At 67.6% G+C, this 22540-nt stretch carries 21 protein-coding genes; 10 read left to right on the top strand and 11 right to left on the bottom strand.

Annotated elements, in window-relative coordinates:
- Window positions 1-65: 65 nt before the first annotated feature.
- Together D3874_RS07430 and D3874_RS07435 are read left to right on the top strand one after the other, a co-directional pair.
- Window positions 66-986, top strand: coding sequence for an SPFH domain-containing protein (locus tag D3874_RS07430; protein WP_119777514.1), 921 nt, complete (start codon window positions 66-68; stop codon window positions 984-986).
- Between the two features lie 10 nt (window positions 987-996).
- Window positions 997-1443 (top strand): NfeD family protein, encoded by a 447-nt coding sequence (locus tag D3874_RS07435; protein ID WP_119777515.1) that lies wholly within the window; start codon window positions 997-999, stop codon window positions 1441-1443.
- On the opposite strand, the gene D3874_RS07440 is transcribed toward D3874_RS07435, so the two are convergent.
- The 8 genes from D3874_RS07440 to betC all read right to left on the bottom strand — a co-directional run bounded on the left by D3874_RS07440 (window position 1424) and on the right by betC (window position 11616).
- Entirely contained in the window at window positions 1424-2119 is a 696-nt protein-coding gene (locus D3874_RS07440) for a DUF1194 domain-containing protein (protein ID WP_158595882.1), read from the bottom strand. The two genes, D3874_RS07435 and D3874_RS07440, sit on opposite strands and share 20 nt — an antisense overlap.
- A complete protein-coding gene (locus D3874_RS07445; protein ID WP_119777517.1) occupies window positions 2116-3312 on the bottom strand; it encodes a class I SAM-dependent rRNA methyltransferase in 1197 nt (398 codons plus the stop codon). Before D3874_RS07445 ends, D3874_RS07440 begins: the two co-directional genes overlap by 4 nt.
- Complete coding sequence (locus tag D3874_RS07450; RefSeq protein WP_119777518.1) at window positions 3309-6389, bottom strand: efflux RND transporter permease subunit; 3081 nt, start codon at window positions 6387-6389, stop codon at window positions 3309-3311. Before D3874_RS07450 ends, D3874_RS07445 begins: the two co-directional genes overlap by 4 nt.
- Window positions 6390-6425: 36 nt before the next feature.
- The gene (locus D3874_RS07455) at window positions 6426-7499 is read right to left on the bottom strand and encodes an efflux RND transporter periplasmic adaptor subunit (protein ID WP_119777519.1); all 1074 of its coding nucleotides are present in this window, start codon (window positions 7497-7499) and stop codon (window positions 6426-6428) included.
- Window positions 7500-7648: 149 nt separating this feature from the next.
- Window positions 7649-8287, bottom strand: a complete 639-nt coding sequence (locus tag D3874_RS07460; protein ID WP_119777520.1) for an OmpH family outer membrane protein — start codon at window positions 8285-8287, stop codon at window positions 7649-7651.
- Entirely contained in the window at window positions 8271-8936 is a 666-nt protein-coding gene (locus tag D3874_RS07465) for a class I SAM-dependent methyltransferase (RefSeq protein WP_147385559.1), read from the bottom strand. The genes D3874_RS07460 and D3874_RS07465 overlap by 17 nt, the downstream gene beginning before the upstream one ends.
- Before the next feature lie 201 nt (window positions 8937-9137).
- Complete coding sequence (gene choX, locus D3874_RS07470; protein WP_119777522.1) at window positions 9138-10079, bottom strand: choline ABC transporter substrate-binding protein; 942 nt, start codon at window positions 10077-10079, stop codon at window positions 9138-9140.
- 28 nt (window positions 10080-10107) lie between these two features.
- Window positions 10108-11616 (bottom strand): choline-sulfatase, encoded by a 1509-nt coding sequence (gene betC / locus D3874_RS07475; RefSeq protein ID WP_119777523.1) that lies wholly within the window; start codon window positions 11614-11616, stop codon window positions 10108-10110.
- A gap of 109 nt (window positions 11617-11725) precedes the next feature.
- Between betC and D3874_RS07480 the strand changes: the two genes are divergently transcribed.
- From D3874_RS07480 to der, 6 genes are all read left to right on the top strand, one after another.
- A complete protein-coding gene (locus tag D3874_RS07480; RefSeq protein WP_119777524.1) occupies window positions 11726-12661 on the top strand; it encodes a LysR substrate-binding domain-containing protein in 936 nt (311 codons plus the stop codon).
- Between the two features lie 157 nt (window positions 12662-12818).
- The gene (gene rpsU / locus D3874_RS07485) at window positions 12819-13025 is read left to right on the top strand and encodes a 30S ribosomal protein S21 (RefSeq protein ID WP_109902776.1); all 207 of its coding nucleotides are present in this window, start codon (window positions 12819-12821) and stop codon (window positions 13023-13025) included.
- 57 nt (window positions 13026-13082) lie between these two features.
- A complete protein-coding gene (gene panB / locus D3874_RS07490; RefSeq protein WP_119777525.1) occupies window positions 13083-13940 on the top strand; it encodes a 3-methyl-2-oxobutanoate hydroxymethyltransferase in 858 nt (285 codons plus the stop codon).
- 137 nt (window positions 13941-14077) lie between these two features.
- Window positions 14078-14620, top strand: a complete 543-nt coding sequence (locus D3874_RS07495; RefSeq protein ID WP_158595883.1) for a tetratricopeptide repeat protein — start codon at window positions 14078-14080, stop codon at window positions 14618-14620.
- A gap of 139 nt (window positions 14621-14759) precedes the next feature.
- The gene (locus tag D3874_RS07500) at window positions 14760-16100 is read left to right on the top strand and encodes an outer membrane protein assembly factor BamB family protein (protein ID WP_158595884.1); all 1341 of its coding nucleotides are present in this window, start codon (window positions 14760-14762) and stop codon (window positions 16098-16100) included.
- A 178-nt stretch (window positions 16101-16278) separates the two neighbouring features.
- Complete coding sequence (gene der / locus D3874_RS07505; RefSeq protein WP_119777528.1) at window positions 16279-17703, top strand: ribosome biogenesis GTPase Der; 1425 nt, start codon at window positions 16279-16281, stop codon at window positions 17701-17703.
- Here the strand turns inward: der and cysE are convergent.
- Window positions 17685-18575 (bottom strand): serine O-acetyltransferase, encoded by an 891-nt coding sequence (gene cysE, locus D3874_RS07510; protein WP_119777529.1) that lies wholly within the window; start codon window positions 18573-18575, stop codon window positions 17685-17687. The genes der and cysE overlap by 19 nt on opposite strands.
- Before the next feature lie 176 nt (window positions 18576-18751).
- Here cysE and D3874_RS07515 point away from each other — a divergent pair, with 176 nt between their 5' ends.
- On the top strand, window positions 18752-19171 hold the full coding sequence (locus tag D3874_RS07515; protein ID WP_119777530.1) for a CopG family transcriptional regulator: 420 nt from the start codon (window positions 18752-18754) through the stop codon (window positions 19169-19171).
- A gap of 28 nt (window positions 19172-19199) precedes the next feature.
- Entirely contained in the window at window positions 19200-20345 is a 1146-nt protein-coding gene (locus D3874_RS07520; RefSeq protein WP_119777531.1) for an extracellular catalytic domain type 1 short-chain-length polyhydroxyalkanoate depolymerase, read from the top strand.
- Window positions 20346-20348: 3 nt separating this feature from the next.
- Here the strand turns inward: D3874_RS07520 and D3874_RS07525 are convergent, their stop codons facing one another.
- Both D3874_RS07525 and purF read right to left on the bottom strand, forming a co-directional pair.
- Window positions 20349-21074, bottom strand: a complete 726-nt coding sequence (locus D3874_RS07525; protein ID WP_338016692.1) for an SDR family NAD(P)-dependent oxidoreductase — start codon at window positions 21072-21074, stop codon at window positions 20349-20351.
- A gap of 3 nt (window positions 21075-21077) precedes the next feature.
- Window positions 21078-22535 (bottom strand): amidophosphoribosyltransferase, encoded by a 1458-nt coding sequence (gene purF / locus D3874_RS07530; protein WP_119777532.1) that lies wholly within the window; start codon window positions 22533-22535, stop codon window positions 21078-21080.
- Window positions 22536-22540 lie beyond the last annotated feature (5 nt).

The following is a 22540-nucleotide window of genomic DNA, read 5'->3' on the forward strand; positions in this document are numbered from 1 at the left end:
TGTTCACGGATGGCCGACGGGAGGACCTGTTATACACTGTGGGCAACAGCATTTTGGAGGGGACGATGGAAGGAATTGCGGTATTCATCCTGGTACTGGTCATCCTGGTCGTCATCCTCGTCGTGCTGGGGGTGCGCACGGTGCCCCAGGGGCAGGCCTACACGCTCGAGCGCTTCGGCCGATACACCCGCACATTGAGCCCCGGCCTCAACTTCCTGTTCCCCGTGATCGACCAGATCGGGCGGAAGATGAATACCCAGGAGGTGGTGCTCGACATCCCCTCCCAGAAGATCATCACCCTGGACAACGCCATCGTCACCGCCGATGCCGTCGCCTTCTATCAGGTCATCAATGCGGCCCAGGCTGCCTATGAAGTCCAGAATCTCACCAGCGCCATCATCAACCTGGTGATCACCAACATCCGCTCGAAAATGGGCAGCATGAATCTCGATGACGTGCTGTCCAAGCGCAACGAAATCAACGACCAGTTGCTGGTGATCATGGACCAGGCGACTCAGCCCTGGGGCGTCAAGGTCACCCGTATTGAGCTCAAGGACATCGCGCCGCCCGAAGACATGGTCATCGCCATGGGCCGGCAGATGAAGGCCGAACGCGAGAAGCGCGCGGTGATCCTGGAGGCCGAAGGTGTCCGCGAGGCCAGCATCAAGCGGGCCGAGGGCGAAAAGCAGGCGGCGATCCTGGAAGCCGAAGGTCGCCGGGAGGCCGCCTTCCGCGATGCCGAGGCGCGCGAGCGCTCGGCCCAGGCCGAAGCCCGCGCCACCGCCATGGTCTCTGACGCCATTGCCTCGGGCGGCACCCAGGCGATCAACTACTTCCTGGGCCAGAAATATATCGAGGCCTTAACCGCTATCGGCGTTGCACCCAACAACAAGGTCACCTTCCTGCCGCTGGAGGCGACCGGCATCATGGGCGCGATCTCTGGCATCGCCGACCTGACCAAGCATTCCGGCAGCGGTCACACGTGATGGAGGGGGCATGGCAGAGCCGATCGTCCTGGTCTACTGGTACTGGTACGCCCTGGCCGGCGTCCTGATCATTCTGGAGATCCTGGCCCCGGGGATCGTCTTTCTGTGGCTGGCGATCGGCGCCGTTGCCGCCGGCACCGTGCTGCTCGCGGTGCCCGATTTGATCTGGTACTTCCAGGCCGCCATCTTCGCCGTGGCCAGCGCACTGGCCTTGCTGTTCGGCCATAATCTGCTGCGCAGCACCGGGCAGGAGGCGGCGGCGAAGGGGCTCAACCAGCGCGGCGTATCGCTGATCGGTGCCGAGGCGGTCCTGATCGAGCCGGTCGTGAACGGCACCGGCCGGGTACGCCTGGGTGACGGCAGTTGGGCCGTAACCGCGGCAACGGATTTGCCCGTCGGTACCCGCGTGCGCGTGATCGCCGCCGACGGTCCCCGCCTCACTGTCGAGGCGATATGATTGCCGCGACCAGCGGCTCGGGTTTGAGTTCGCGCAGCAGCTTGCGCTTGATCGCATTGACGAAGTCGTCGTAATCCCTGGCGACCTCGACGAAGGCGCCCGGGCCGCCGATGACGTCGCGGGCAAAGAAACTGTCGACGTCCGGCTCCTCGTTGACCACCGCCAGCGCATTGATGGTGATGCCGCGGACCACCAGGCTGTCGCGGATGGGGGCCGCTGGCGGGCCGGCGCTGGTCTTGCCGTCACCCGACAGGTCGATGACCTTGCGCGCCGCCTGGTGCGGCACCGCGTCGACGACGGCGCCCGCCCGCAGCAGGGCGGCGCCCACCGCCGTGCCGCCACCTTCGATGTAACGCGGCATATTGCTGACGCTTTCGGCATAGGCGGCGGCATTGCCCGCGGTCACCAGTTGCCAGTCCAGGCTCAGGTTCTGCCGCGTGGGATGCGACCATTCCATGATCGCCACGGCGATGGTGCCCTTGGGGCCGGCGTCGATCGCGGCCTGCACCTCGGGGTCGGCAAAGGCGGCGGCGATGCCCTGGGTCTGCAGGAAGAATTCGTCCCGGTTCACCGAGGACGACGAGTCGAGCGCCAGCACCAGCGCGACGTCGACCGATGCGGCCCGCCCCGCGGCGGGCAGGCAGAGTGCCACGAGAAGGGCGAGGCGCCCGATCAATCGAGCGCCAGGACCTGCCATTTGAGATAGCCGGTCTCGGGCAGCAAGGGGTGGACGGGATGGTCGGCGCCGGCGCCGCCGGCGGCGATGATGCGGCCTTCGCGCGCCGCCCCGGCGATACCGCGGGCGACCTCGGTCCCGAAGGCCTCGGTCTCGATATTGTGGCTGCACGAGGCGATGAACAGGAAGCCGCCGGGGGCGGTCAGCAGGGCCGCCTGGCGCGCCAGCTTGCGATAGGCTTTCAGCGCCTGGGGCACGTCGCGCCGCGACTTGGCGAAGCTGGGCGGGTCGGCGATGACGGTGTCGAACTGGCGCCCGGCATGGGACAGCCGGTCGGCCTCGTCGAACAGATCGCCGCGGCGGATCTCGGTGCGGGCGGCCAGGCCGTTCAGGGCGGCGCTGGCGCTGGCCTGGGCCAGCGAGGAATCCGAGCGGTCGACCAGCAGCGCCTGCTCGGCACCGGCGGCCAGGGCGGCCAGCGAAAAGGCGCCGGTGTTGCAGCACAGGTCCAGCATCCGGCCGCCGGCGGCCAGCCGCGCCATCAGGCCGCGGGCGTCGTGAAGGTCGAAGAACCAGCCGGTTTTCTGGCCGTCCAGGGGTTCCACCAGATGGCGGACACCGTGCTCCTTGACCTCGATCTGGGCCGGCAGCACCCCGCGCGCCAGGCGGATGCTGCGGCTCAGGCCTTCCAGGTCGCGGTAGCTGCTGTCGTTGCGCAGCACGATCGCCCGGGGCTGCACCATGGCCTCGAGCGCGTCGAGCATGGCTTCGGTCAGATGCTCGGCGCCGGCGGTATTGGCCTGGACCACCACGACATCGCCGAAGCGGTCGATGATGAAGCCGGGCAGGCCGTCGCCCTCGGAATGCACCAGGCGGTAATAGGGTTCGGCAAACAGGCGCTGGCGCAGGGCCAGGGCCGCGGCGAGGCGCCGGTGCAGAAAGCCCTGGTCGATGGTCGTCACCGCCGGATCGCGCGACATCAGGCGCGCGGCGATCAGCGTGTTCTTGTTGAAGGTGGCAAGGCCCATCGGCTTGCCGTCGATCCGCGTCAGGTGGACCAGGGCGCCCGGCGCGATCGCCTTGGCCGCGGCGTCCAGCTTCAACTCGTTGGAATAGGCCCAGGGGTGGCCGCCGGCAATGCGCCGGTCATGGCCGGCAAGCAATTGGATCGTCTGAATCGGGGCATCGGTCATCGTTGCGGGACATTAGCAGAAACTGCCTCGTCCGCATCCGCTTCCGCCCCGGCCTTGTGGCTGCGGCCGATCAGGAGATAGGCGATCGGCACCACGAACAGGGTCAGCACCGTGCCGAAGCTCAAGCCCCCGACGATGACCCAGCCGATATCCTGCCGGCTTTCGGCACCCGGGCCGGTGGCGAAGGCCAGCGGCACGGCGCCCAGCACCATGGCGCCGGTGGTCATCAGGATCGGGCGCAGGCGCAGGCGCGCCGCCTCGATCACCGCCTCGATCTTGGAACGCCCGGCTTCCTGGAGCTGGTTGGCGAATTCGACGATCAGGATGCCGTGCTTGGAGATCAGGCCGATCAGCGTGATCAGGCCGATCTGGCTGTAGACGTTCAGCGTGCCGCCCGACAGCAGCAGGGCGGTCAGCGCACCGGCGATCGACAGGGGAACCGACAGCAGGATGACCAGCGGCGCGGCAAAGCTCTCGAACTGGGCCGAGAGCACCAGGAAGATGAAGGCAATGGCCAGCAGGAAGGTGACATAGAGCGTGCCCGAGGCATCACGGAACTCGCGGCTCTGGCCTGAGTAATCGTAGCGATAGCCCTGGGGCAGCACCTCCTGCGCGGCGGCCTCGACGAAGGCCAGGGCCTCGCCCAGGCCATAGCCCGCGGCGAGATTGGCCGAGATGGTGGCCGAGCGCGACTTGTTGAAGCGCAGCAATTCCTTGGGGCCGACCTGCTCGTCGATGGTGGCGAGGTTCGACAGTTGCACCATCTCGCCCGAGGCGGCCCGGACATAGAGCGAGGTCAGGTCCGACGGCTGGCGGCTGTCGGCGTCCGTCACCTCGACGATCACGTCATATTGTTTGTCGTTGCGCTCGAAGCGGGTGACCTGGCGGCCGCCGAAGAAGGTCTCCAGCGTGCGGCCGATCACGCCGACGTCTATCCCTAAGCTGGCGGCCTTGTCGCGGTCGATGACGACGTCGATCTGCGGCTTGTTCAGGGTCAGGTCGGATTCGATGTTCACCAGGCCCGGGTTGGTTTCGATCTTCTGGATCAGCCGCTGGGCCACCTCGTCGAGTTCGCCGAAGCTGCCGCTGGTCTGGATGACGAACTGCACCGGCTTGTCGCGGGCATTCTGGCCCAGCGACGGCGGGTTGCTGGGAAACTGGGTAACGCCTGGCACCCGCGACAGGATCGGCGCCATGCTGGCGGCGACCTGCTGCTGGGTGCGCTCGCGCTCCTCCCACAGTTTCAGGCGCACGATGGCGGTCAGCGAGGTCACGTCGGGATTGCCGACGATGAACAGGACCGATTCCACCTCCGGGATATTCGCCACCATCTTCTCGACCACGCTGCCGTAGAGCGAGGTAAAGTCGAGGGTGGAGCCCTCGGGGGCGGTCCCGCGGACATAGATCGTGCCGCGGTCCTCCAGCGGGGCTAGTTCCGATTTCAGGCTGGTGAACAGGAACCAGTTGGCCGTGGCCACCAGCAGCCCGGCGGCGACCACGACCGGCCAGCGCCGCAGGGCGAAGGTCAGCGCCCGGCCATAGCCGCGGTCGAGACCGTCCAGCCAGCGCTCGATCGTGCGGTACAGCAGGCCGTGCCGGGGCGAATGCTTGAGCAGGCGCGAGCACATCATCGGCGTCAGGGTCAGGGCGATGAAGCCCGAGATCAGCACGGCGCCGGCCAGGGTGAGGGCGAATTCGGCGAACAGCCGGCCCACCCGGCCTTCCGCGAAGGCGACGGGGGCATAGACCGCGACCAGGGTCAGGGTCATGGCGACCACGGCGAAGCCGATCTCGCGCGCGCCCTGGATCGCCGCCCGCATCGGCTTCATGCCGTCCTCGACGTGGCGGAAGATGTTTTCCAGCACCACGATGGCATCGTCGACCACCAGGCCGATCGCCAGCACGAAGGCCAGCAGGGTCATGGTGTTCAAGGTGAAGCCGAAGGCGTACATGATCATGCACGCCCCGATCAGCGACACCGGGATGGTCACGATCGGGATCAGGGTGGCCGGCGCGCTGCGCAGGAAGAAGAAGATCACCACGACGACCAGCAGCACCGCCTCGGCGATGGTGTGGTAGACCGCCTCGATCGAGCGGTCGATGAACACGGAACTGTCGTAGCCCAGTTCGAGCTGGAAGCCGGGCGGCAGGGCGGCCTGGATTTCAGGCAGGCGGGCGCGCAGTTCCCGCGAAATGTCCAGGGGGTTGGCGGTCGCCTGTTTGGTGATCGCCACGGTCACCGATGGCCGGCCGTTGAAGCGGGCGATCGTCCGTTCGTCGTTGGCACCCAGCTCGACCCGGGCGACATCGCCCAGACGGACCAGGTAGGTGCCATCCTGGCGCAGGATGATCTTGGTGAATTCCGCGGGTTCCCGCAGGTCGGTGCGGGATTCGACGGTGAATTCCCGCGACGACGATTCGATGCGCCCGGCCGGCAGGGTCACGTTCTGGGCCGAGAGGGCGTTCTCGATGTCCTGGGTGGTGATGCCATAGGCCGCCATGCGGGCGCGGTCCAGCCAGATGCGCATGGCATATTCGCGGGCACCCCGCAGGTCGACCGAGGAGATGCCGGGAATGGTCTGCAGGCGGTCGACGATATAGGTGTCGGCGATCTCGGTGACTTCCAGCGGGTTCATGTTCTCGGCATTGGCCGACAGGAAGATGATCGGTTGGGCGTCGTCCTCGACCTTGGCGATGATCGGCTCGTCGACCTCGTTGGGCAGGCGCCCCCGCACGCGCGAGACGCGGTCGCGCACGTCACTGGCGGCGACGTCGGGCGAAACGCTCAACAGGAAGCGGATGCTGATGGCGCTGCGGCCGTCGCGGCTGGTCGAGGTGATGGTATCGATGCCGTCGAGGCCCGAAATCGAATCCTCCAGCACCTGGGTGATCTGGCTTTCGATCACCGCGGCGCTGGCGCCGGTGTAATCGGTGCGGACGCTGACCACGGGCACGTCGATATTGGGATATTCCCGCACCGACAGGCGCTGATAGGCGACGATGCCGACCAGCAGGATGATCAGGGCCAGAACGGTCGCGAAGACCGGGCGGCGGATGCACAGCTCGGACAGACCCATGGGTGCGTGTTCCTTGTCCGTTACAGGCTGAGGCGATCAGCTTTCCGAGGCGACGGGGGTGCCGTCCGGTCCCACGATCAGGATCCTGGCCTTGTCGCGCAGGCGCTGCTGGCCGGCGGTGACGATGGTGTCGCCGGCGGCGATGCCGCTCAGCACCTCGACCTCGCCCACCAGCCGCTCGCCCAGCGTCACCTCGACCATGCTGACGCTGTCGCCGGTCACCTTGAAGACGAAGAGGGCGCCGTTGCGCGGCACGATCGCCTGTTCGGGCACGATGATCGCACCGCCCCGGATCTCGGTCGTCAGCTTCACCCGGGCGAACAGGCCGGGCTTCAGCACGCCGTCGGGATTGGGCACCGTGGCCCGCAGCGCGACCGACCGGCCGCGCTCGTCGACCAGCGGGTTGATGGCATAGACCTGGCCGGTAAAGCTGCGCCCGGGCAGCGCGTCGACCGCGAGGGTGACCGGCTGCCCGACGCCGAGGCGCGACAGCATCATCTCCGGGACCGAGAAATCCAGTTTCAGCGGGTCGATGGCTTCCAGGTTGACCAGGGTCTCGCCCGGCTGAACCACGTCGCCGACACTGACCTGCCGCAGCCCCAGGATGCCGGCGAAGGGGGCCACGATATGGGTCTTGGCCAGTTGGGCCTCGGCCAGGGCGACGGCGGCCTGGGTCGACGACAGCCTGGCCATCGCCTCGTCCTGGGCGCGGGCCGTGCCGGCGCGCTGGTTGAACAGGGTCCGGGCCCGTTCGGCATCGGCCTGGGCCAGTTTCAGGTCGGACCGGGCCACCGCCAGTTCGGCTTCATAGGTCGAGGCATCGAGGTCGATCAGCGGGGCGCCGGCCGCGACCGGCTGGCCTTCGTTGAACAGGATCCTGGTCACCCGGCCGGCAATCTCGGGCCGCAGCACCACCGACTCGTTCGAGCGCAGGGTGCCCACGGCCTCCAGCTGGTCGGTCAGGTCCTTGGGCACCACCTTGACGACCTCGACCGGTATGCCCTTGGCCGGTGCGTTCTGCGCGCTGGCCGGTGTCAGGTCCAGGCCGCCGATCAGCAACGCGGCCAGGAGGGCGGCAACGATGGCCGGGCTTTTCGCGGTCAGGGTCATGACAAACCGTCATTGGATACGCAGAAGACTGTGGTGGCGGCCGTGAAAAGCGTCAAGGCGCCTGGGTGAAGACGCCACAGCCCCACCTGAAACGGAACGGGGCCGGACGCTCCTGCGCCCGGCCCCGAAATTTTTTTCAGCCGTGGGTCTTACTTGGCGGGCTTGCCCGGCGGCGGCGGCAACGCCGCGCCACCGCCCGACCCGCCGCCGACCGGCGTTGCCGGGGCGTTGAAGTTCACCGCGACCGAGGGCAGCTTGGCGTCGAGCCGCTGCAGCACGGTATCGGTCACGTTCAGGTTGTTCGAGGTGACCAGGACCTGGGCGCTGTCGAGGACGATGCTGGCGCCCACTTCCTTGGCGACTTCCGAGACGATGTCCTTGAACACCGGCGTCAGTTTCTTCATGGCGTCTTCCTGGGCGAAAGACATCTGCTGGCGCCGCCGCTCCACCTGCTGGCGCAGGGCGTCGACCTTGCCCTGGAATTCCTGCTGCTTGGCGCGGAAGGCGTCGGTATTGGCGGCCTGCTTCTTCAGCGCCTCTTCTTCCTGGCGCAGCTTGTCGGTCTGCGCCTTGATCTCGGCGCCATAGGCCTTTTCCTGGCGCTCGAGCTGGGCACGGATGCTCTTGGCGGCGGCACTGTCGCGCATGATGCGGGGAACATCGACGAAGGCGATGGTGGCAGGCCCCGCTTCCTCGGCCTGGACGGGGTGGGGGGCAGCGGCGACACCGGCGCCGATCGCCAGGCCAAGGCCGGTCACAAGAGCCAGGCGCTTAAGTGCAGTAAACATCGTTTCTCCAGACCTCCGATGCCGGCGTGGGCGACGGCAGGGAATTCAAACAGCGCCTAGCGCGTTTCTGCCCGTTCGTAGCACCAAACGCGCGCGGGGGGACATTCATCATGATGTGGCCGGCCCGGCGCGCCTTGAGATTCAGGTCGCGCATGATCGCGGGCCTGGTCGGCGTGGTCGGGCCATAGGTGAACTGGATGAAGCGGCCGCCCGGGGCGATCAGCATGAAGGCGGCCTTCAGGATGCGGTGCTGGACCGAGGCCGGCATGCCCAGCAGGGGCAGGCCGGAGATCACACAGGCCGCCTGGTGGACGCCGCGCGCCGCCATCAGCGGGACCAGCTCGCCGGCATCGCCCTCGACCACGTGCAGCCGGGGAAAGCGATGGCGCAGCGTGGCGGCCAGCTCATGGTCGAATTCGACGGAATAGAGCCGGTCATAGCCGACGCCGCGGTCGAGAATCGCGCGGGTGATGGATCCGGTGCCGCCGCCCAGTTCGATGACCGCGCCGGGCAGGGAAAGGTCGGCCTGCGCCGCCATTTCCCGGGCCAATCCCTTGCTGGAGGCGGCAATGGCGCCGATCTTGAAGGGCGAACGCAACCATTTCAGCAGGAACGAGGGCGCGCGCCCACGAGAATGTCCAGCGTTCAACAGATTTCCAGAATCGTCCACGTGGCCCGCCCAAAACCGGTTGTGCGAAGCATTCCGCTCGCTTTGGCGCGGCACACTATCATGACAAATGGGGAAAGAAAGTGGCGGGATGGTCGAATGTGACGGCAATCCCAACCGAAGGCGGATTTTCTTTTGCGTCACCTCCGTCGCGGCGATCGCGCCGCGACGGAGGCCGGCGGATCACAGGCCCAGGCTGGCTTTCACCGCGGCGCGCCCGTCGCCGCCGTCCTTGGTGGTGACCCCGGCAAGCCAGGCGTCGACCAGGCCCGGATGCGCCTTCAAGGCGGCCAGGGCCGCCTTCCTGGCGTCTTCGCCATGGTCGAGAATGGCGGCCATGATCTGATTCTCGATGTCGACGCTGAAGGTGAGCTGGCCCAGCAGCCGGGCCAGGTTGGGGCAATCGGCCGCGAAGCCCTTGCGGGCGACGGTGTAGACCGTGGCGGCCCCGAAGTTCGCCCCGAAATAGGCGTCGCCGCCGGCGAGATAGGTCAGGGCGAACTTGGTGTTCATCGGGTGGGGTTCCCAGGCCAGGAAGACGATCGCCTTCTTGGCGCGCTGCGCCCGTTCGACCTGGGACAGCATGGCCTGCTCGCTCGATTCGACCAGGCTCCATCCGGTCAGGCCGAAGTCCTTGGCGTCGAGCATCTTCTGGATGTTCTGGTTGGCCGGCGCGCCGGGCTCGATGCCGTAGATCTTGTGATCGAAGGCATCGGCATGGGCCGCCAGGTCGGCAAAGGATTTGATCCCCATCTTGGCGACATAGTCGGGCACCGCCAGGGTGAAGCGGATGCCGTCCAGGTTGGCGCGGATCACTTCCAGGTCGCCCGACGCCACCAGGGGCTCGATGAAGCGCTTCTGCGCCGGCATCCAGTTGCCCAGGAAGGCATCGAGCTGGCTGTTCTTGATCGCCTCGTAGGTGACGGGCACCGCCAGCGGCTCGACCTTCTGGGCATAGCCGAGCGGTTCGAGCACCACGCCCAGCAGGGCATTGGTCGAGGTGATGTCGGTCCAGCCGGGATCGGACATGCGCAGGCTGGCGCAGGCCGCCTTTTCCGCGGCGAAAGCCGGCGCTGCCGCACAAATCATGGCCCCGGCAAGGAGCAGAGCACGTCCGAGATTCATGTTGAAACCCCTCAGGTTGCGATCGAAGTCAGGCCCGGACGCGCGGAAAGCGGGCGCGCGCTTCCAGGTCGTCGAGATCCATGTGATTGCGGATGTACTGGCGGCTGGCGTCGCGCGGCGGGTTGAAATCCCAGGGCGCCGCGGTGCCGATGCCCAAGGCGTCGACCACCATGTGGCGCCGCCGCTGGCTGTCGCGCACGGCCTGGTCCAGCCCGGGCAGATCCCAGCGCTGCGCCACTTCACGGCGCAGTTCCGCGACCAGCGTCGTCCGGCCGGGGTCGGCGGCCAGATTGTGGCGTTCGTCCAGATCGGTCGCCAGATCGTAGAGCTGGTCGGGGTCGGCCAGGCTGTGGACGAATTTCAAGGTTCCACGCCGGATCATCACGATCGGCGCCACGGCGCCTTCCGCCAGATAGTCGCCCAGGACTTCGTCGTGGCCGCCGGTGCCGCCCAGATGCGGCAGCAGGCTGCGCCCGTCGATGGGCGAGACGGGGGCGAGGCCTTTGCCGTCGGTGGCGATATCGGTCAGCGTCGGCAGGATATCGACCAGCGACACGGCCTCGCCGACCCGCCTTGGCTGGAATCTGCCTGGCGCATGAACCACCAGGGGCACCCGTGCGCCGCCCTCGAAATAGTTCATTTTGTACCAAAGGCCGCGCTCGCCCAGCATTTCGCCGTGGTCCGAGGTCACCAGGATCACGGTGTCGTCGGCGAGGCCGGTCGCGGCCAGGGCCGCCCTGATCCGCCCGACATTGTCGTCGATATAGGCCACAGCACCTAAGTAGGCGCGGCGCGCCGCGCGGACATGGGCCGGCGTCACCTCGGCATTGCCCATGTCGCAGACCTGCCACAGGCGTTGCTCGTGCGGGGTCATGGCGGCGCGGTCGAGCGGCACCCGGGGCAGATCGATCTCGTCGTCGCAGTAGAGATCCCAATAACGGGCGGGCACCGCATAGGGGTCGTGGGGGTGGGTGAAGGAGGCGACCAGGCACAGCGGCCGCCCGTCCGACCCGCGCACATGGTCATAGATCGCCCGTTCGGCGGCGAAGATCACCTCGTCGTCGAAATCCATCTGGTTGGTGCGCACGCACAGCCCGGCATCGGTGACCGAACTCATGTTGTGATACCAGCTCGGCCGCTGATGAGGCTGGTCCCAGTCCGGCGTCCAGCCGAAATCGGCCGGGTAGATGTCGGTGGTCAGGCGTTCCTCGAAACCGTGGAGCTGGTCGGGCCCGCAGAAATGCATCTTGCCGGCCAGTTGCGTGCGATAGCCCGCCCGCCGCAGGTAATGGGCAAAGGTCGGGATGTCCGAGCGGAACTCGGCCGCGTTGTCGTAGACGCCGGTGCGCGACGATAATTGCCCGGTCATGAAGACGGCGCGGGCGGGCGAGCACAGCGGGCTGTTGCTATAGGCCGCCTCGAACACCACGCCGTCCCGCGCCAGCGCCTCCAGGTTGGGCGCACGGGTCGCGCGATGGCCGTGGAAGGGCAGGGCGGCCGGCGTCATCTGGTCGGCCATGACCACAACGATGTTCATGCCACGCGTGCCCAAGCTATCTCTCCAGCGGCCTTCACCACAGCCAGCTTGAGAAGCGTCAGGGATCCGGTAAAGCTATCAAGTCGAGATGGATATATGAGTGGTACTCATGGCAAGCAGCCTCCTGCACCAGCATTTGCACGAACTCTCGGTGTTCGACGCCGCGGCGCGCGCCGGCAGTTTCAGTGCGGCCGGGCGCGAACTGGGCATGACCCAGTCCGCCGTCAGCCATCACGTGGCCACGCTCGAGGCAGTTCTGGGCTTCCGGCTGTTCGCCAGGGTCTGGCGTGGCGTCGCCCTGACCGACTCGGGCGCCGTCCTGTTCGACGGCATGAAAAATGGCCTGGCGGCGATCGGCGCGGGGATCGAAGGGGCGCGCGCCGCCGCGCGCCAGCGCCAGTTCACGGTGGTCACCGATTTCGCCTTCGCCTCGTTCTGGCTGGTCTCGCGCCTGGCCGAGTTGCGGCGGATCAGCGGCGGCAGCGATGCCAGCATCGTCACCAGCCAGGCCAGTGCGGCGGTCGATCTCTCGATCGGCGATGTGGCGGTCACCTTCGGCGTCCAGGCACCCAAGGGCTGGGAGATCACCCGTCTCGTCGACGAGGAGGTGGTGCCGGTGGTCAGCCCGCAACTGGCCGCGCGCCAGGGGTTGTTTGCCGCCGATGGCGCGGCCCGGGTGCCGCTGCTGCACCTCGATACCCCGGGGCGCGATCGCTGGCTGTCCTGGCCCGACTATTTCAGCCTGGCGGGGCTGGCGCCCGCGCCCGCGGGGGCGGACTTGTCCTTCAACAACTATCCGCTGCTGATTCAGGCGGCGATCGCGGGCCAGGGGGTGGCGCTGGGCTGGCGGCCGCTGGTCGACGACCTGATCGACCGCGGGCTGCTGGTGCCGACCTTGGGGACCGTGCGCAACCGCTCCCGCGGCTATGATCTCCTGGTGCCGCCGCGCGGCGGCGCCAACCCGGTGATCCGCGATTTCAAGCGCTGGCTGCAGGCCGAGTTCGGCCAGTTGGCGCCCTTGGAAACCATGGTTATTATCGGCTGATCGGCGCCACCGCACCGCTTCCCAAGGCGACTTGTGCGTGATATACAGCGCGCCTCCGGTGGGTAGAAACACCCCCCGAAACGAATTTTTATTTTTGATCGTAGGCCCCGGAAGGGGGCGCGATTCGGGCCTGGCGAGGCCTTGGAAGGTCAGACGAATGCAAGTTTTGGTGCGGGACAACAATATCGACCAGGCGCTGCGCGCATTGAAGAAGCGCATGCAGCGCGAGGGCATTTTCCGCGAAATGCGCCTGCGCGGCCATTACGAGAAGCCCTCCGAGAAGCGTGCCCGCGAAAAGGCCGAAGCTGTCCGCCGCGCCCGCAAGCTGGCGCGCAAGCGGGCCCAGCGCGACGGCGTGGCGTGATCGGCCCCTTGGCCGGTCTCACCTCCTAAGAACGCTCGGTCGAGCTGGATCGCCCCGATGTCGGCCCAATCGACCACGACCAAGACCGTGACGGTACCTCGGCTCCGCGCCCGCAAGGGCGCGGAGCCGATCGTGTGTCTGACGGCCTACACCACGCCGATGGCCAAGATGCTGGACCCCCACGCGGACCTGCTGCTGGTCGGCGATTCGCTGGGCATGGTGCTCTATGGCCTGCCCAGCACGATCGGCGTCACCCTGGACATCATGATCGCCCATGGCGCGGCCGTGGTGCGCGGTGCCCACAAGGCGCTGGTGGTCATCGACATGCCTTTCGGCAGCTATGAGGAAAGCCCCGAGCAGGCGTTCCGCAACGCTGTCCGCGTGCTGCGCGAGACCGGCGCCGCGGCGGTGAAGCTCGAAGGCGGGCAGGTGATGGCCGAAACCATCTCCTACCTCACCAGGCGCGGCATTCCGGTGATGGCCCATGTCGGCCTGCTGCCCCAGTCGGTCAATGTCAGCGGCGGCTATGCCGCCCTGGGGACGGCCAGCACCGAGGGCTGGGACCGGATCGTCGAGGACGCGGTGGCGGTCGACAAGGCTGGCGCCTTCCTGGTGGTGGTCGAGGCGGTGAGCGAGCCGCTGGCCGTGCGCATCACCGACTCGATCTCGATTCCCACCATCGGCATCGGCGCCTCGGCCCATTGCGACGGCCAGGTGCTGGTGATCGACGATATGCTGGGCATGTCGGCACGCACGCCGAAATTCGTGAAACGCTATGCGGAACTGGGCCATGCCATCGACGAGGCGGCGGCGCGCTATGCCGCCGAGGTGCGTTCCCGCCAGTTCCCGAGCGAGGAATATACGTACAAGCTGAAGGGCGATAATCGGCCGGCAGGCGGCAGCGAGCGATCGTAAGGCGAGCGGTTTGCCAAGGGGGCGCCCTTTGGCTATGGTTCGACGCCTTTTTCCGCCTTCTCTGCCTCTGTCATAGGTAGGTTCTAGTGTCCGATATTTTTCAGGAGATCGATGAAGATCTCCGGCGCGAACGTCTGTTGGGGTTCTGGCGTCGCTACGGCACCGTCATCATCGCGCTTGGCATCGGTCTGCTGGTGGGGATCGCGGCCTACATCGGCTGGCGCAACTATGCCGAGGCCAAGCTGAACGATCATGCCCAGTCCCTGGCCGCTGCCGCCAAGCTGGTGAGCGAGGGCAAGCACGCCGACGCCGCCAAGGCGTTCGAGGCCCTGTCCGTGGAAGCGGGCGGCAACTATGGCGCCTTTGCCCGGCTCGACGCCGCGGCCGCGACCTACGATGCCGGCGACAAGGCCGCCGCCGTGGCCCTCTACGACCAGGTCGCCGCGTCGGGCAGCGATAGCACCCTGCGCGCCCTGGCCCAGGTGCTGGCGGTGCAGGCCCTGATGGACACGGCTTCGGTCGACGAACTCAACAAGCGGCTGGAGGCGATCGGCGATTCGGGCTTTGCCCCGGCGGTCAAGGAATTGCGCGCCTATGTCCGGCTGAAGAAGGGCGACACCCCGAGGCCCGCCGTCTTTTGGCCGAAGTCATCGACGACGCTACCGCCCCGACGCGGCTGAAGACACGCGCGACCGAAGTGCTCGCTGCCTTGGGCGGGCGCCTGCCCGAATCTGCCCCCACCACGCCTGCCCCCACCATCCCGCAGCCCGATCAACCGACCCAGAGCGAGGCGCCACGCCAATGATCGCAAGCCGTAGTTTGAGCCGACTCGCTTCACCGCTGGCCGTCGTTGCCTTGACCGCGTTCCTGGGCGCCTGCTCGACGCTCGACAGCATCAATCCCTTCAGCGGGGGCGGGACGACGCAGAAGGTCGAAGGCGAACGCATCTCGGTGCTGGCGCAGCAGGTGACCATCAGCGTCGATCCGGCCCTGGCCGACGTGCCGGTGCAACTGCCGCAGCCCTACCTCAATCCCGAATGGCCGCAGCCGGGCGGATACGCCGCCCATGCCATGTACCATCTCGAGGTCGGGCCGGAACTGAAGGTGATGTGGACCGCCAATGCCGGGGTCGGCGACGGTTCCGATACGCGCCTGGTTGCCTCGCCCGTGGTCAGCGCCGACTCGATCTACGTCCTCGATACCGAGGCCCACGTGAATGCCTTCGACCTCCAGGGCAAGCGCCGCTGGAGCGTCAGCCTGCGGCCCGAGGACGAGGATTCGCCGACCGGCTTCTTCGGCGGCGTGGCCTTCGACGAAGGCCGGGTCTATGTCTCGACCGGCTATGGCGAGGTCTTTGCCCTCAACGCCGGCGACGGCAGCACGATCTGGAAGCGCGGCATCGGCATTCCCTTCCGCTCGGCCCCGACGGTCAACGGCGGCCGCGTCTTCGCCATCACCCAGGACAACCAGCTCTTTGCCCTGGCGACCGAGGGCGGCGAAGTCTTGTGGAACCACGTCGGTATCTCCGAAAGCGCCGGCTTCCTGGGTGCTGCCAGCCCCGCCGTCGCGGGCGAGGCGGTGGTGGTGCCGTTCTCCTCGGGCGAAATCTTCGCCCTGCGCGTCGAAAACGGCCGGGTGGTCTGGTCCGACACCCTGACCCGCGGCGGCTCGACCACGCCGATCGACGCCCTGAACGATATCCGCGGCCAGGTCGTGATCGATCGCGGCGCGGTCTTCGCGGCCAGCCACAGCGGCCGCATCGTCGGCATCGAGCTGCGCACCGGCAGCCGGCTGTGGGATCGCTCCATCGGCTCGACCCAGACGCCCTGGGCCGGCGGCGACTACATCTATGTGCTGGCCGACGACAACGAACTGCTCTGCCTGACCCGCAACGAGGGCCGGGTGCGTTGGGTCACCCCGCTGCCGCGCTTCCAGGACGAGGATACCTCGTCCGACAATATCACCTGGTCGGGTCCGGTCCTGGCCGGCGACCGGCTGTTGCTCGCCTCGAACACCGGAATCATGACCGCGGTTTCGCCCTACACCGGCGAGGTGCTGGGCTCGATCGAACTGCCGGGCAAGACCGTGATCACACCCGTCGTCGCCAATGGCACGGTCTACGTCCTGACCTCGAACGGTACGCTCGTAGCCCTGCGCTGACGGGGCATCTATAGGCCCTCTCCGCCGCTTGCGGGGGAGAGGGAGGGACCCGTTGCCGGAGGCAATGGGAGGGTGAGGTGGTGGTTGTCACGAGCGCGCTTTATGCCGCCGGCCCGCCTCTCCCAAACCCTCTCCCCCCTAAGGGCGGAAAGGGCTTCTTTTTTTAGGAATGAAGAGAATGGGTGCGGAACGCGCTAAATTGCGGATTGCCATCGTCGGGCGGCCGAACGTGGGCAAGTCCACCCTGTTCAATCGCCTGGTGGGCAAGAAGCTGGCCCTGGTCGACGATACGCCCGGCGTCACCCGCGACCGGCGCGAAGGCGACGGGCATCTGGGCGATCTCAATTTCACCGTGTTCGACACGGCAGGCTTCGAGGACGCGGTCGACGATTCGATCGAAGGCCGGATGCGCCGTCAGACCGAACGGGCGATCAAGGAGGCCGACGTGGCCCTGTTCCTGATCGACGCCCGCGCCGGCATCACGCCCCTCGACATGGAATTCGCGCGCCTGCTGCGCAAGAGCGCCACCCCCATCGTCTTGTGCGCCAACAAGGCCGAGGGCCGCGAAGGCACCATGGGCGCCCACGGCGCCTGGGAACTGGGCCTGGGCGAGCCGGTGGCCCTGTCGGCCGAACATGGCGAGGGCATGCTCGACCTGTTCGAGACCATCATCGACCGCCTGAAAGCCAAGGGCCTGGACCCGGCCGACGACGAGGCGGAAGACGACTTCGCCGAGGACGAGGAGAGCGAGCCCTTCGACCCCGATGCCGAGGTCGTGGAGGATCCGGCCAAGCCGCTGCGCATCGCCGTGGTGGGGCGGCCCAACGTCGGCAAGTCCAGCCTGATCAATCGCCTGATCGGCGACGACCGGCTGATCACCGGGCCCGAGGCCGGCCTGACCCGCGATTCGATCTCGGTCCCCTGGGACTGGGACGGTCGCACGGTGAAGCTGTTCGACACCGCCGGCCTGCGCAAGAAGGCGCGGGTCGAGGGCAAGCTCGAAAAGCTGTCGGCCGGCGACACCATCCGCGCGGTCAAGTTCGCCGAGGTGGTGATCCTGCTGATCGATGCGATCCAGGGCATGGACCGCCAGGACCTGGTGATCGCCGACCGCGCCATCTACGAGGGCCGGGCCCTGGTCATCGCGCTCAACAAGTGGGACGCGGTCGAGGACCACAGCAAGACCTTGAACGACCTCAAGGACCGGCTGGAAATCTCGCTGCCGCAGGTCAAGGGCCTGCCCATCGTCACCCTGTCGGCCCGCACCGGCCGGGGCGTCGACAAGCTGATGCCGGCGGTGCTGTCGGTGAATGCCAAGTGGAACCGGCGCATTCCCACGGCCAGGCTGAACCGCTGGCTGGGCGAGGCGACGGAACGCCATCCGGCCCCCGCGGTCGCCGGCAAGCGCCTGCGCCCGCGCTACATGACCCAGGTCAAGGCCCGGCCGCCGACCTTCGCGCTGTTCATGAACCGGCCCGGCGACCTGCCGGAATCCTATTCACGCTATCTGATGAACGGCCTGCGCGAGACCTTCGACATGGAAGGCGTGCCCGTGCGCCTGACCCTGCGCCGCAACGACAACCCCTATACCGACCAGGAGTGATCCTCGGGCAGGTTGTCGGGCAGCGGGAAGCTGGCCGGCGGCAGGGCCTGGTTCATGGCCAGGGCCGGCACCGATTCCTTGCACCAGCCGACGATGCGCGCCGGCACCCCGGCCACCGTGGCGCAGGGCGGGACATCCTCGAGCACGACACTGCCGGCCGCGACCTTGGCATTGGTCCCGACCACGATATTGCCCAGCACGATGGCCCCGGCCGCCAGCAGCACGCCGTCCCTGATCTTGGGATGGCGGTCGCCGCTTTCCTTGCCGGTGCCGCCCAGCGTCACCTTCTGCAGGATCGAGACATTGTTGCCGATCACCGCGGTCTCACCCACCACCAGGGCGGTGGCATGATCCAGCATCACGCCGCGGCCGATCGGCGCGGCGGGATGGATGTCGACACCGAAGACTTCCGACGCGCGGCTTTGCAGGAACAGCGCCAGGTCGCGCCGCCCGTCCAGCCACAGGTGGTGGGCGATGCGGTGGAGCTGCAGCGCCTGATAGCCCTTGAAGAACAGGAACGGGTGGGCCGGCCCCTTGACCGCCGGATCCCGCTCGACCACCGCCGAGAGATCGGCGCGCGAGGAGACGGCAAGCGTCGGATCGTCGGCCTGGGCCTGGCCGATCAGCCCGCGCAAAGCCGCCGAGCCCAGCGATTCCGAGGCGACCTTGACCGACAGCATGCTGGCCAAGGCATCCTCGAAGCGATCGTGATTGAGGATGCGCCGCTGCACCGGGCCGGCCAGCAAGGGCTCGTTCACGATGATGGTCTCGGCATGCTCGCGCAGCGCCTGCCAGATGTCGGGCACGCCGCGAAGCAGCGGGGTCTTGAGTGCCGGAGAGCCGGCAACACGCTTGCTGGAACTACGTTGCATCCCGCGCATCCTTGGGTGTGCAGACAGCCATGACCAGACGGTACACCGGAGGGCGGGCCGCGGGCCAGTTCCAATGGACCCGCGCCGGCGAGAGCCTCCTATGCGTTCAGGACTTGCAAGCGGCCGCCGCAGGACCCAATATACCATCCAGTTGGATGGTAGACGGATGGTAAGCCATGGCGGCGAATGTTCACGAACTGCGGCCGAAAAGCCCCGACAGCGAGAAGATCACGATCAATCTGGGCTTCATGGACCTTGGTCACATCGACCTGATGGTGCAGGACGGCTTCTATGCCAATCGCACGGATTTCATCCGCACGGCGATCCGCAACCAGCTCGATCGTCATGCCGAGGTGGTGCGCAAGTCGGTCGCGCGCAAAACCCTCGACCTGGGCCTGCGCTATTTCGGCCGGGCGGAACTCGAAGCGGTGCGGGACCGGGGCGAGGTGCTGCACATCAATATCCTGGGCCTTGCCCGCATCGGTGACGACGTCACGCCCGAACTGGCGCAGGCCGCCATCGCCTCGGTGACCGTCCTGGGCGCGCTGCACGCCAGCGCCGAGGTGAGAAGCGCGCTACGCGACCGTATCCGTTGAGTATGCTTTGCTTGGAAAGACGTCCGTCATGACCATCGATTTGCCGCCGCGGGGCCTGTTGAGGGTGACCCGCCTGACCCTGGCCGAGCGGTTGAGCGAAACCTCGGCCCTGCTGCGACGACTGCTCAAGCCGGGCCGGCAGCCCGGTACGGCACCGGCGCCGGATGATCTCGCCGGCGAGGCCGGCCAGCCGCTGCTGCCCAGCGCCCTGCGCGGGCTCTACGACCGGGTCAGCCGCGGCGAATTCGCGCTGCCCGGTGCCGACGCCCCCCGTCCGGCGCCGCCACAGGAGATGCCGGCGGCAGGGCCGGCGCAATTCCTCGCCGCGAGCTTCACCAATGCCGCCGGGAGCCGGCCCTACAAGCTCTACGTGCCCGCCAGCTACCGCGGCCGGCCGGTGCCGCTGGTGGTCATGCTGCACGGCTGTACCCAGTCGCCCGACGATTTCGCCGCCGGCACGCGCATGAACCAGGCGGCGGAGGAGCACGGTTTCCTGGTGGTCTATCCGGGGCAGACCGCGGGCGCCAATCCCGGCAAGTGCTGGAACTGGTTCAGCCCCGGCGACCAGCGCCGCGACAACGGGGAGCCGTCACTGATCGCCGGCATCACCCGCGCGGTCATGGACGGTTACGCGGTCGACGCCGGCCGGATCTTCGTCGCCGGCCTGTCGGCGGGCGGGGCGGCCGCGGCGATCATGGGGGCGACCTATCCCGAGCTCTATGCCGCGATCGGCGTTCATTCGGGCCTGGCCTGCGGTGCCGCCCGCGACCTGCCCACCGCCCTGTCGGCAATGCGGCGCGGCAGCGAGGGGCGGCGGCCCGAGGGGCATGCCGGCAAGGCGCCGCGGGCGATCATCTTTCACGGCGACCGCGACACCACCGTGCATCCCACCAACGGCGATGCCGTGGTCGCGCAGTGGACGAACGGCAGCGCGCTGGCGGTGCATGTCGAGGAAGGCCGCGTCCCCGACGGCCACCATTTCCGCCGCAGCCTGCACACGGCGGCCGACGGCACCACGGTGCTGGAACAATGGGTGATTCACGGCGCCGGCCATGCCTGGTCCGGCGGCAGCCTGGCCGGCACCTACACCGATCCGCGCGGGCCCGACGCCACGCGCGAAATGCTGCGTTTCTTCCTGGAAAAACCCAGCCCGCAACGGCGCGGCTGGTGGTAAAGGTCAGTCGCGCGTGAAGCGGATGACCTGGCCGTTGCGGGTCTCTTCCGCGCGGGCCAGTTCGACGAACAGGGGGGCCAGGTCGGCCGGGCGGGGCAGGGTGCTGCGATCCTCGCCGGGGAAGGCCTTGGCGCGCATGCCGGTGTCGACCGGGCCGGGCGAGAGCAGGTTGACGCGCATCCGGGTAATGTCGCCGACCTCGGCGGCATAGGCCCGGACCAGGGCCTCCAGCGCCGCCTTGGAGCTGGCGTAGCCGCCCCAGAAGGCCTCGCCCTTGGCGGCGGCGCCCGAGGTGACGAAGATCGCCCGGCCGGCGCTTGAGACGCGCAGCAGGGCATCCATCGAGCGGATCAGGCGGAAGTTGGCCGTGACGTTCACCGCCATCAGCTCGTCCCAGCTCTTGGGCTTGATGTGGCCGACCGGCGACAGCGTCCCCAGCACGCCGGCATTGCTGACCAGGATGTCGAGGCGGCCCCAGCGCTCGGCGATGGCGCCGCCCAGGCGGTCGATGCCGTCGCCGTCCTTGAGGTCCAGCGGCACCAGGGTCGAGGACTTGCCACCCTCGGCCACGATGGCGTCGTCCAGCTCTTCCAGGGCGCCCACGGTACGGGCCAGCAGGATCAGGTCGGCGCCGGCCTTGGCATAGGCCTTGGCGGCGGCCCAGCCCAGGCCACGGGACGCGCCGGTGATCAGGGCAAGGCGCCCTTCGAGAGGCCGGTCAATGCTCAAAATTCAGATCGCTTTGGAAAACAGGGGAAGCCGCGGGCCGTCCTCTTCGCTGCCCCAATGGTCGGTCAGCGGGATCGGGTAGTCGCCGGTGAAGCAGGCGTCGCAGTACTGCGGCGCATCCGTGTTGCGGCGGGGTTCGCCCATGGCGCGGTAGAGGCCGTCCATCGAGATGAAGGCCAGGCTGTCGGCCTGGATGAACTTGCGCATGCCTTCGATGTCGTGGGTCGCGGCCAGCAACTGGCTGCGTTCCGGGGTGTCGACGCCATAGAAGCAGGAATGGGTGGTCGGCGGGCTGGCGATGCGCATGTGCACCTCGGTCGCACCGGCATCGCGCACCATCTGCACGATTTTGAGCGAGGTGGTGCCGCGCACGATCGAATCGTCGACCAGGATGACGCGCTTGCCCTCGATCTGCGGGCGGTTGGCATTGTGCTTCAGCTTGACGCCCAGGTTGCGGATCTGCTGGGTCGGCTCGATGAAGGTGCGGCCGACATAGTGATTGCGGATGATGCCCAGCTCGAACGGCACGCCCGCCTCGGCGGCATAGCCGATCGCCGCCGGCACGCCGGAATCGGGAACCGGGATGATCACATCGGCGGGGACGCCGCTTTCGCGCGCCAGCTCGGCGCCGATGTGCTTGCGCACGTCATAGACGCTGCGGCCGTCGACGATCGAATCCGGCCTGGCGAAATAGATGTGCTCGAAGATGCAGAAGCGCGACTTGGGGCTGCCGAAGGGCTTCAGGCTGCGGATGCCCTCGTCCGAGACGATGACGATCTCGCCGGCTTCGACATCGCGTACGAAATCGGCGCCGATGATGTCGAGGGCGCAGGTCTCCGACGCGAAGACCATGGTGCCGTCCTCGAACTTGCCCAGCACCAGCGGCCGCACGCCCAGGGGATCGCGCACGCCGATCATCATGTTGTCGGTCAGGGCGACCAGGCTGTAGGCGCCCTGGATCTGCTTCAGGGCATCGATGAAGCGGTCGATCACGCCGTTCTGCTGCGAGGTCGAGACCAGGTGCAGGATGACCTCGGTGTCCGAGGTCGACTGGAAGATGCAGCCGGCCTTGACCAGGCGCCGGCGCAGCGCCATGGCATTGGTCAGGTTGCCGTTGTGGGCCACGGCAAAGCCGCCGAAGGACATGTCCGCGAACAGCGGCTGGACATTGCGCAGGATGGTGGCGCCGAAGGTGGCATAGCGGACGTGGCCGATGGCGGTATAGCCCGCCAGTTCGGCCATCACCCGGTCGGACTCGAAGGCTTCGGCGACGTGGCCCATGGCGCGGTGGGCCTGGAAACGGGCGCCGTCGAAGGCGACGATGCCGGCGGCTTCCTGGCCCCGATGCTGGAGGGCATGGAGGCCAAGGGCGACGTGGCGGGCGGCATCGGCGTGGCGGTAGACACCGAAAATGCCGCATTCCTCGTGCAGTTGGTCGTCGTCGAAGGGGGTGGTCAACACGTCCT

It is taken from the genome of Oleomonas cavernae (assembly GCF_003590945.1).
GTDB lineage: Bacteria > Pseudomonadota > Alphaproteobacteria > Zavarziniales > Zavarziniaceae > Zavarzinia > Zavarzinia cavernae.

What these genes read in the sequence shown, in the direction of transcription:
- der (WP_119777528.1), top strand. Translation starts at nt 16,279, where the DNA reads ATGGGTGCGGAACGCGCTAAATTGCGGATTGCCATCGTCGGGCGGCCG.
- D3874_RS07520 (WP_119777531.1), top strand. Translation starts at nt 19,200, where the DNA reads ATGACCATCGATTTGCCGCCGCGGGGCCTGTTGAGGGTGACCCGCCTG.
- rpsU (WP_109902776.1), top strand. Translation starts at nt 12,819, where the DNA reads ATGCAAGTTTTGGTGCGGGACAACAATATCGACCAGGCGCTGCGCGCA.
- D3874_RS07445 (WP_119777517.1), bottom strand. Translation starts at nt 3,312, where the DNA reads ATGACCGATGCCCCGATTCAGACGATCCAATTGCTTGCCGGCCATGAC.
- D3874_RS07430 (WP_119777514.1), top strand. Translation starts at nt 66, where the DNA reads ATGGAAGGAATTGCGGTATTCATCCTGGTACTGGTCATCCTGGTCGTC.
- D3874_RS07435 (WP_119777515.1), top strand. Translation starts at nt 997, where the DNA reads ATGGCAGAGCCGATCGTCCTGGTCTACTGGTACTGGTACGCCCTGGCC.
- D3874_RS07450 (WP_119777518.1), bottom strand. Translation starts at nt 6,389, where the DNA reads ATGGGTCTGTCCGAGCTGTGCATCCGCCGCCCGGTCTTCGCGACCGTT.
- D3874_RS07460 (WP_119777520.1), bottom strand. Translation starts at nt 8,287, where the DNA reads ATGTTTACTGCACTTAAGCGCCTGGCTCTTGTGACCGGCCTTGGCCTG.
- betC (WP_119777523.1), bottom strand. Translation starts at nt 11,616, where the DNA reads ATGAACATCGTTGTGGTCATGGCCGACCAGATGACGCCGGCCGCCCTG.
- D3874_RS07480 (WP_119777524.1), top strand. Translation starts at nt 11,726, where the DNA reads ATGGCAAGCAGCCTCCTGCACCAGCATTTGCACGAACTCTCGGTGTTC.
- choX (WP_119777522.1), bottom strand. Translation starts at nt 10,079, where the DNA reads ATGAATCTCGGACGTGCTCTGCTCCTTGCCGGGGCCATGATTTGTGCG.
- cysE (WP_119777529.1), bottom strand. Translation starts at nt 18,575, where the DNA reads ATGCAACGTAGTTCCAGCAAGCGTGTTGCCGGCTCTCCGGCACTCAAG.
- D3874_RS07515 (WP_119777530.1), top strand. Translation starts at nt 18,752, where the DNA reads ATGGCGGCGAATGTTCACGAACTGCGGCCGAAAAGCCCCGACAGCGAG.
- D3874_RS07455 (WP_119777519.1), bottom strand. Translation starts at nt 7,499, where the DNA reads ATGACCCTGACCGCGAAAAGCCCGGCCATCGTTGCCGCCCTCCTGGCC.
- panB (WP_119777525.1), top strand. Translation starts at nt 13,083, where the DNA reads ATGTCGGCCCAATCGACCACGACCAAGACCGTGACGGTACCTCGGCTC.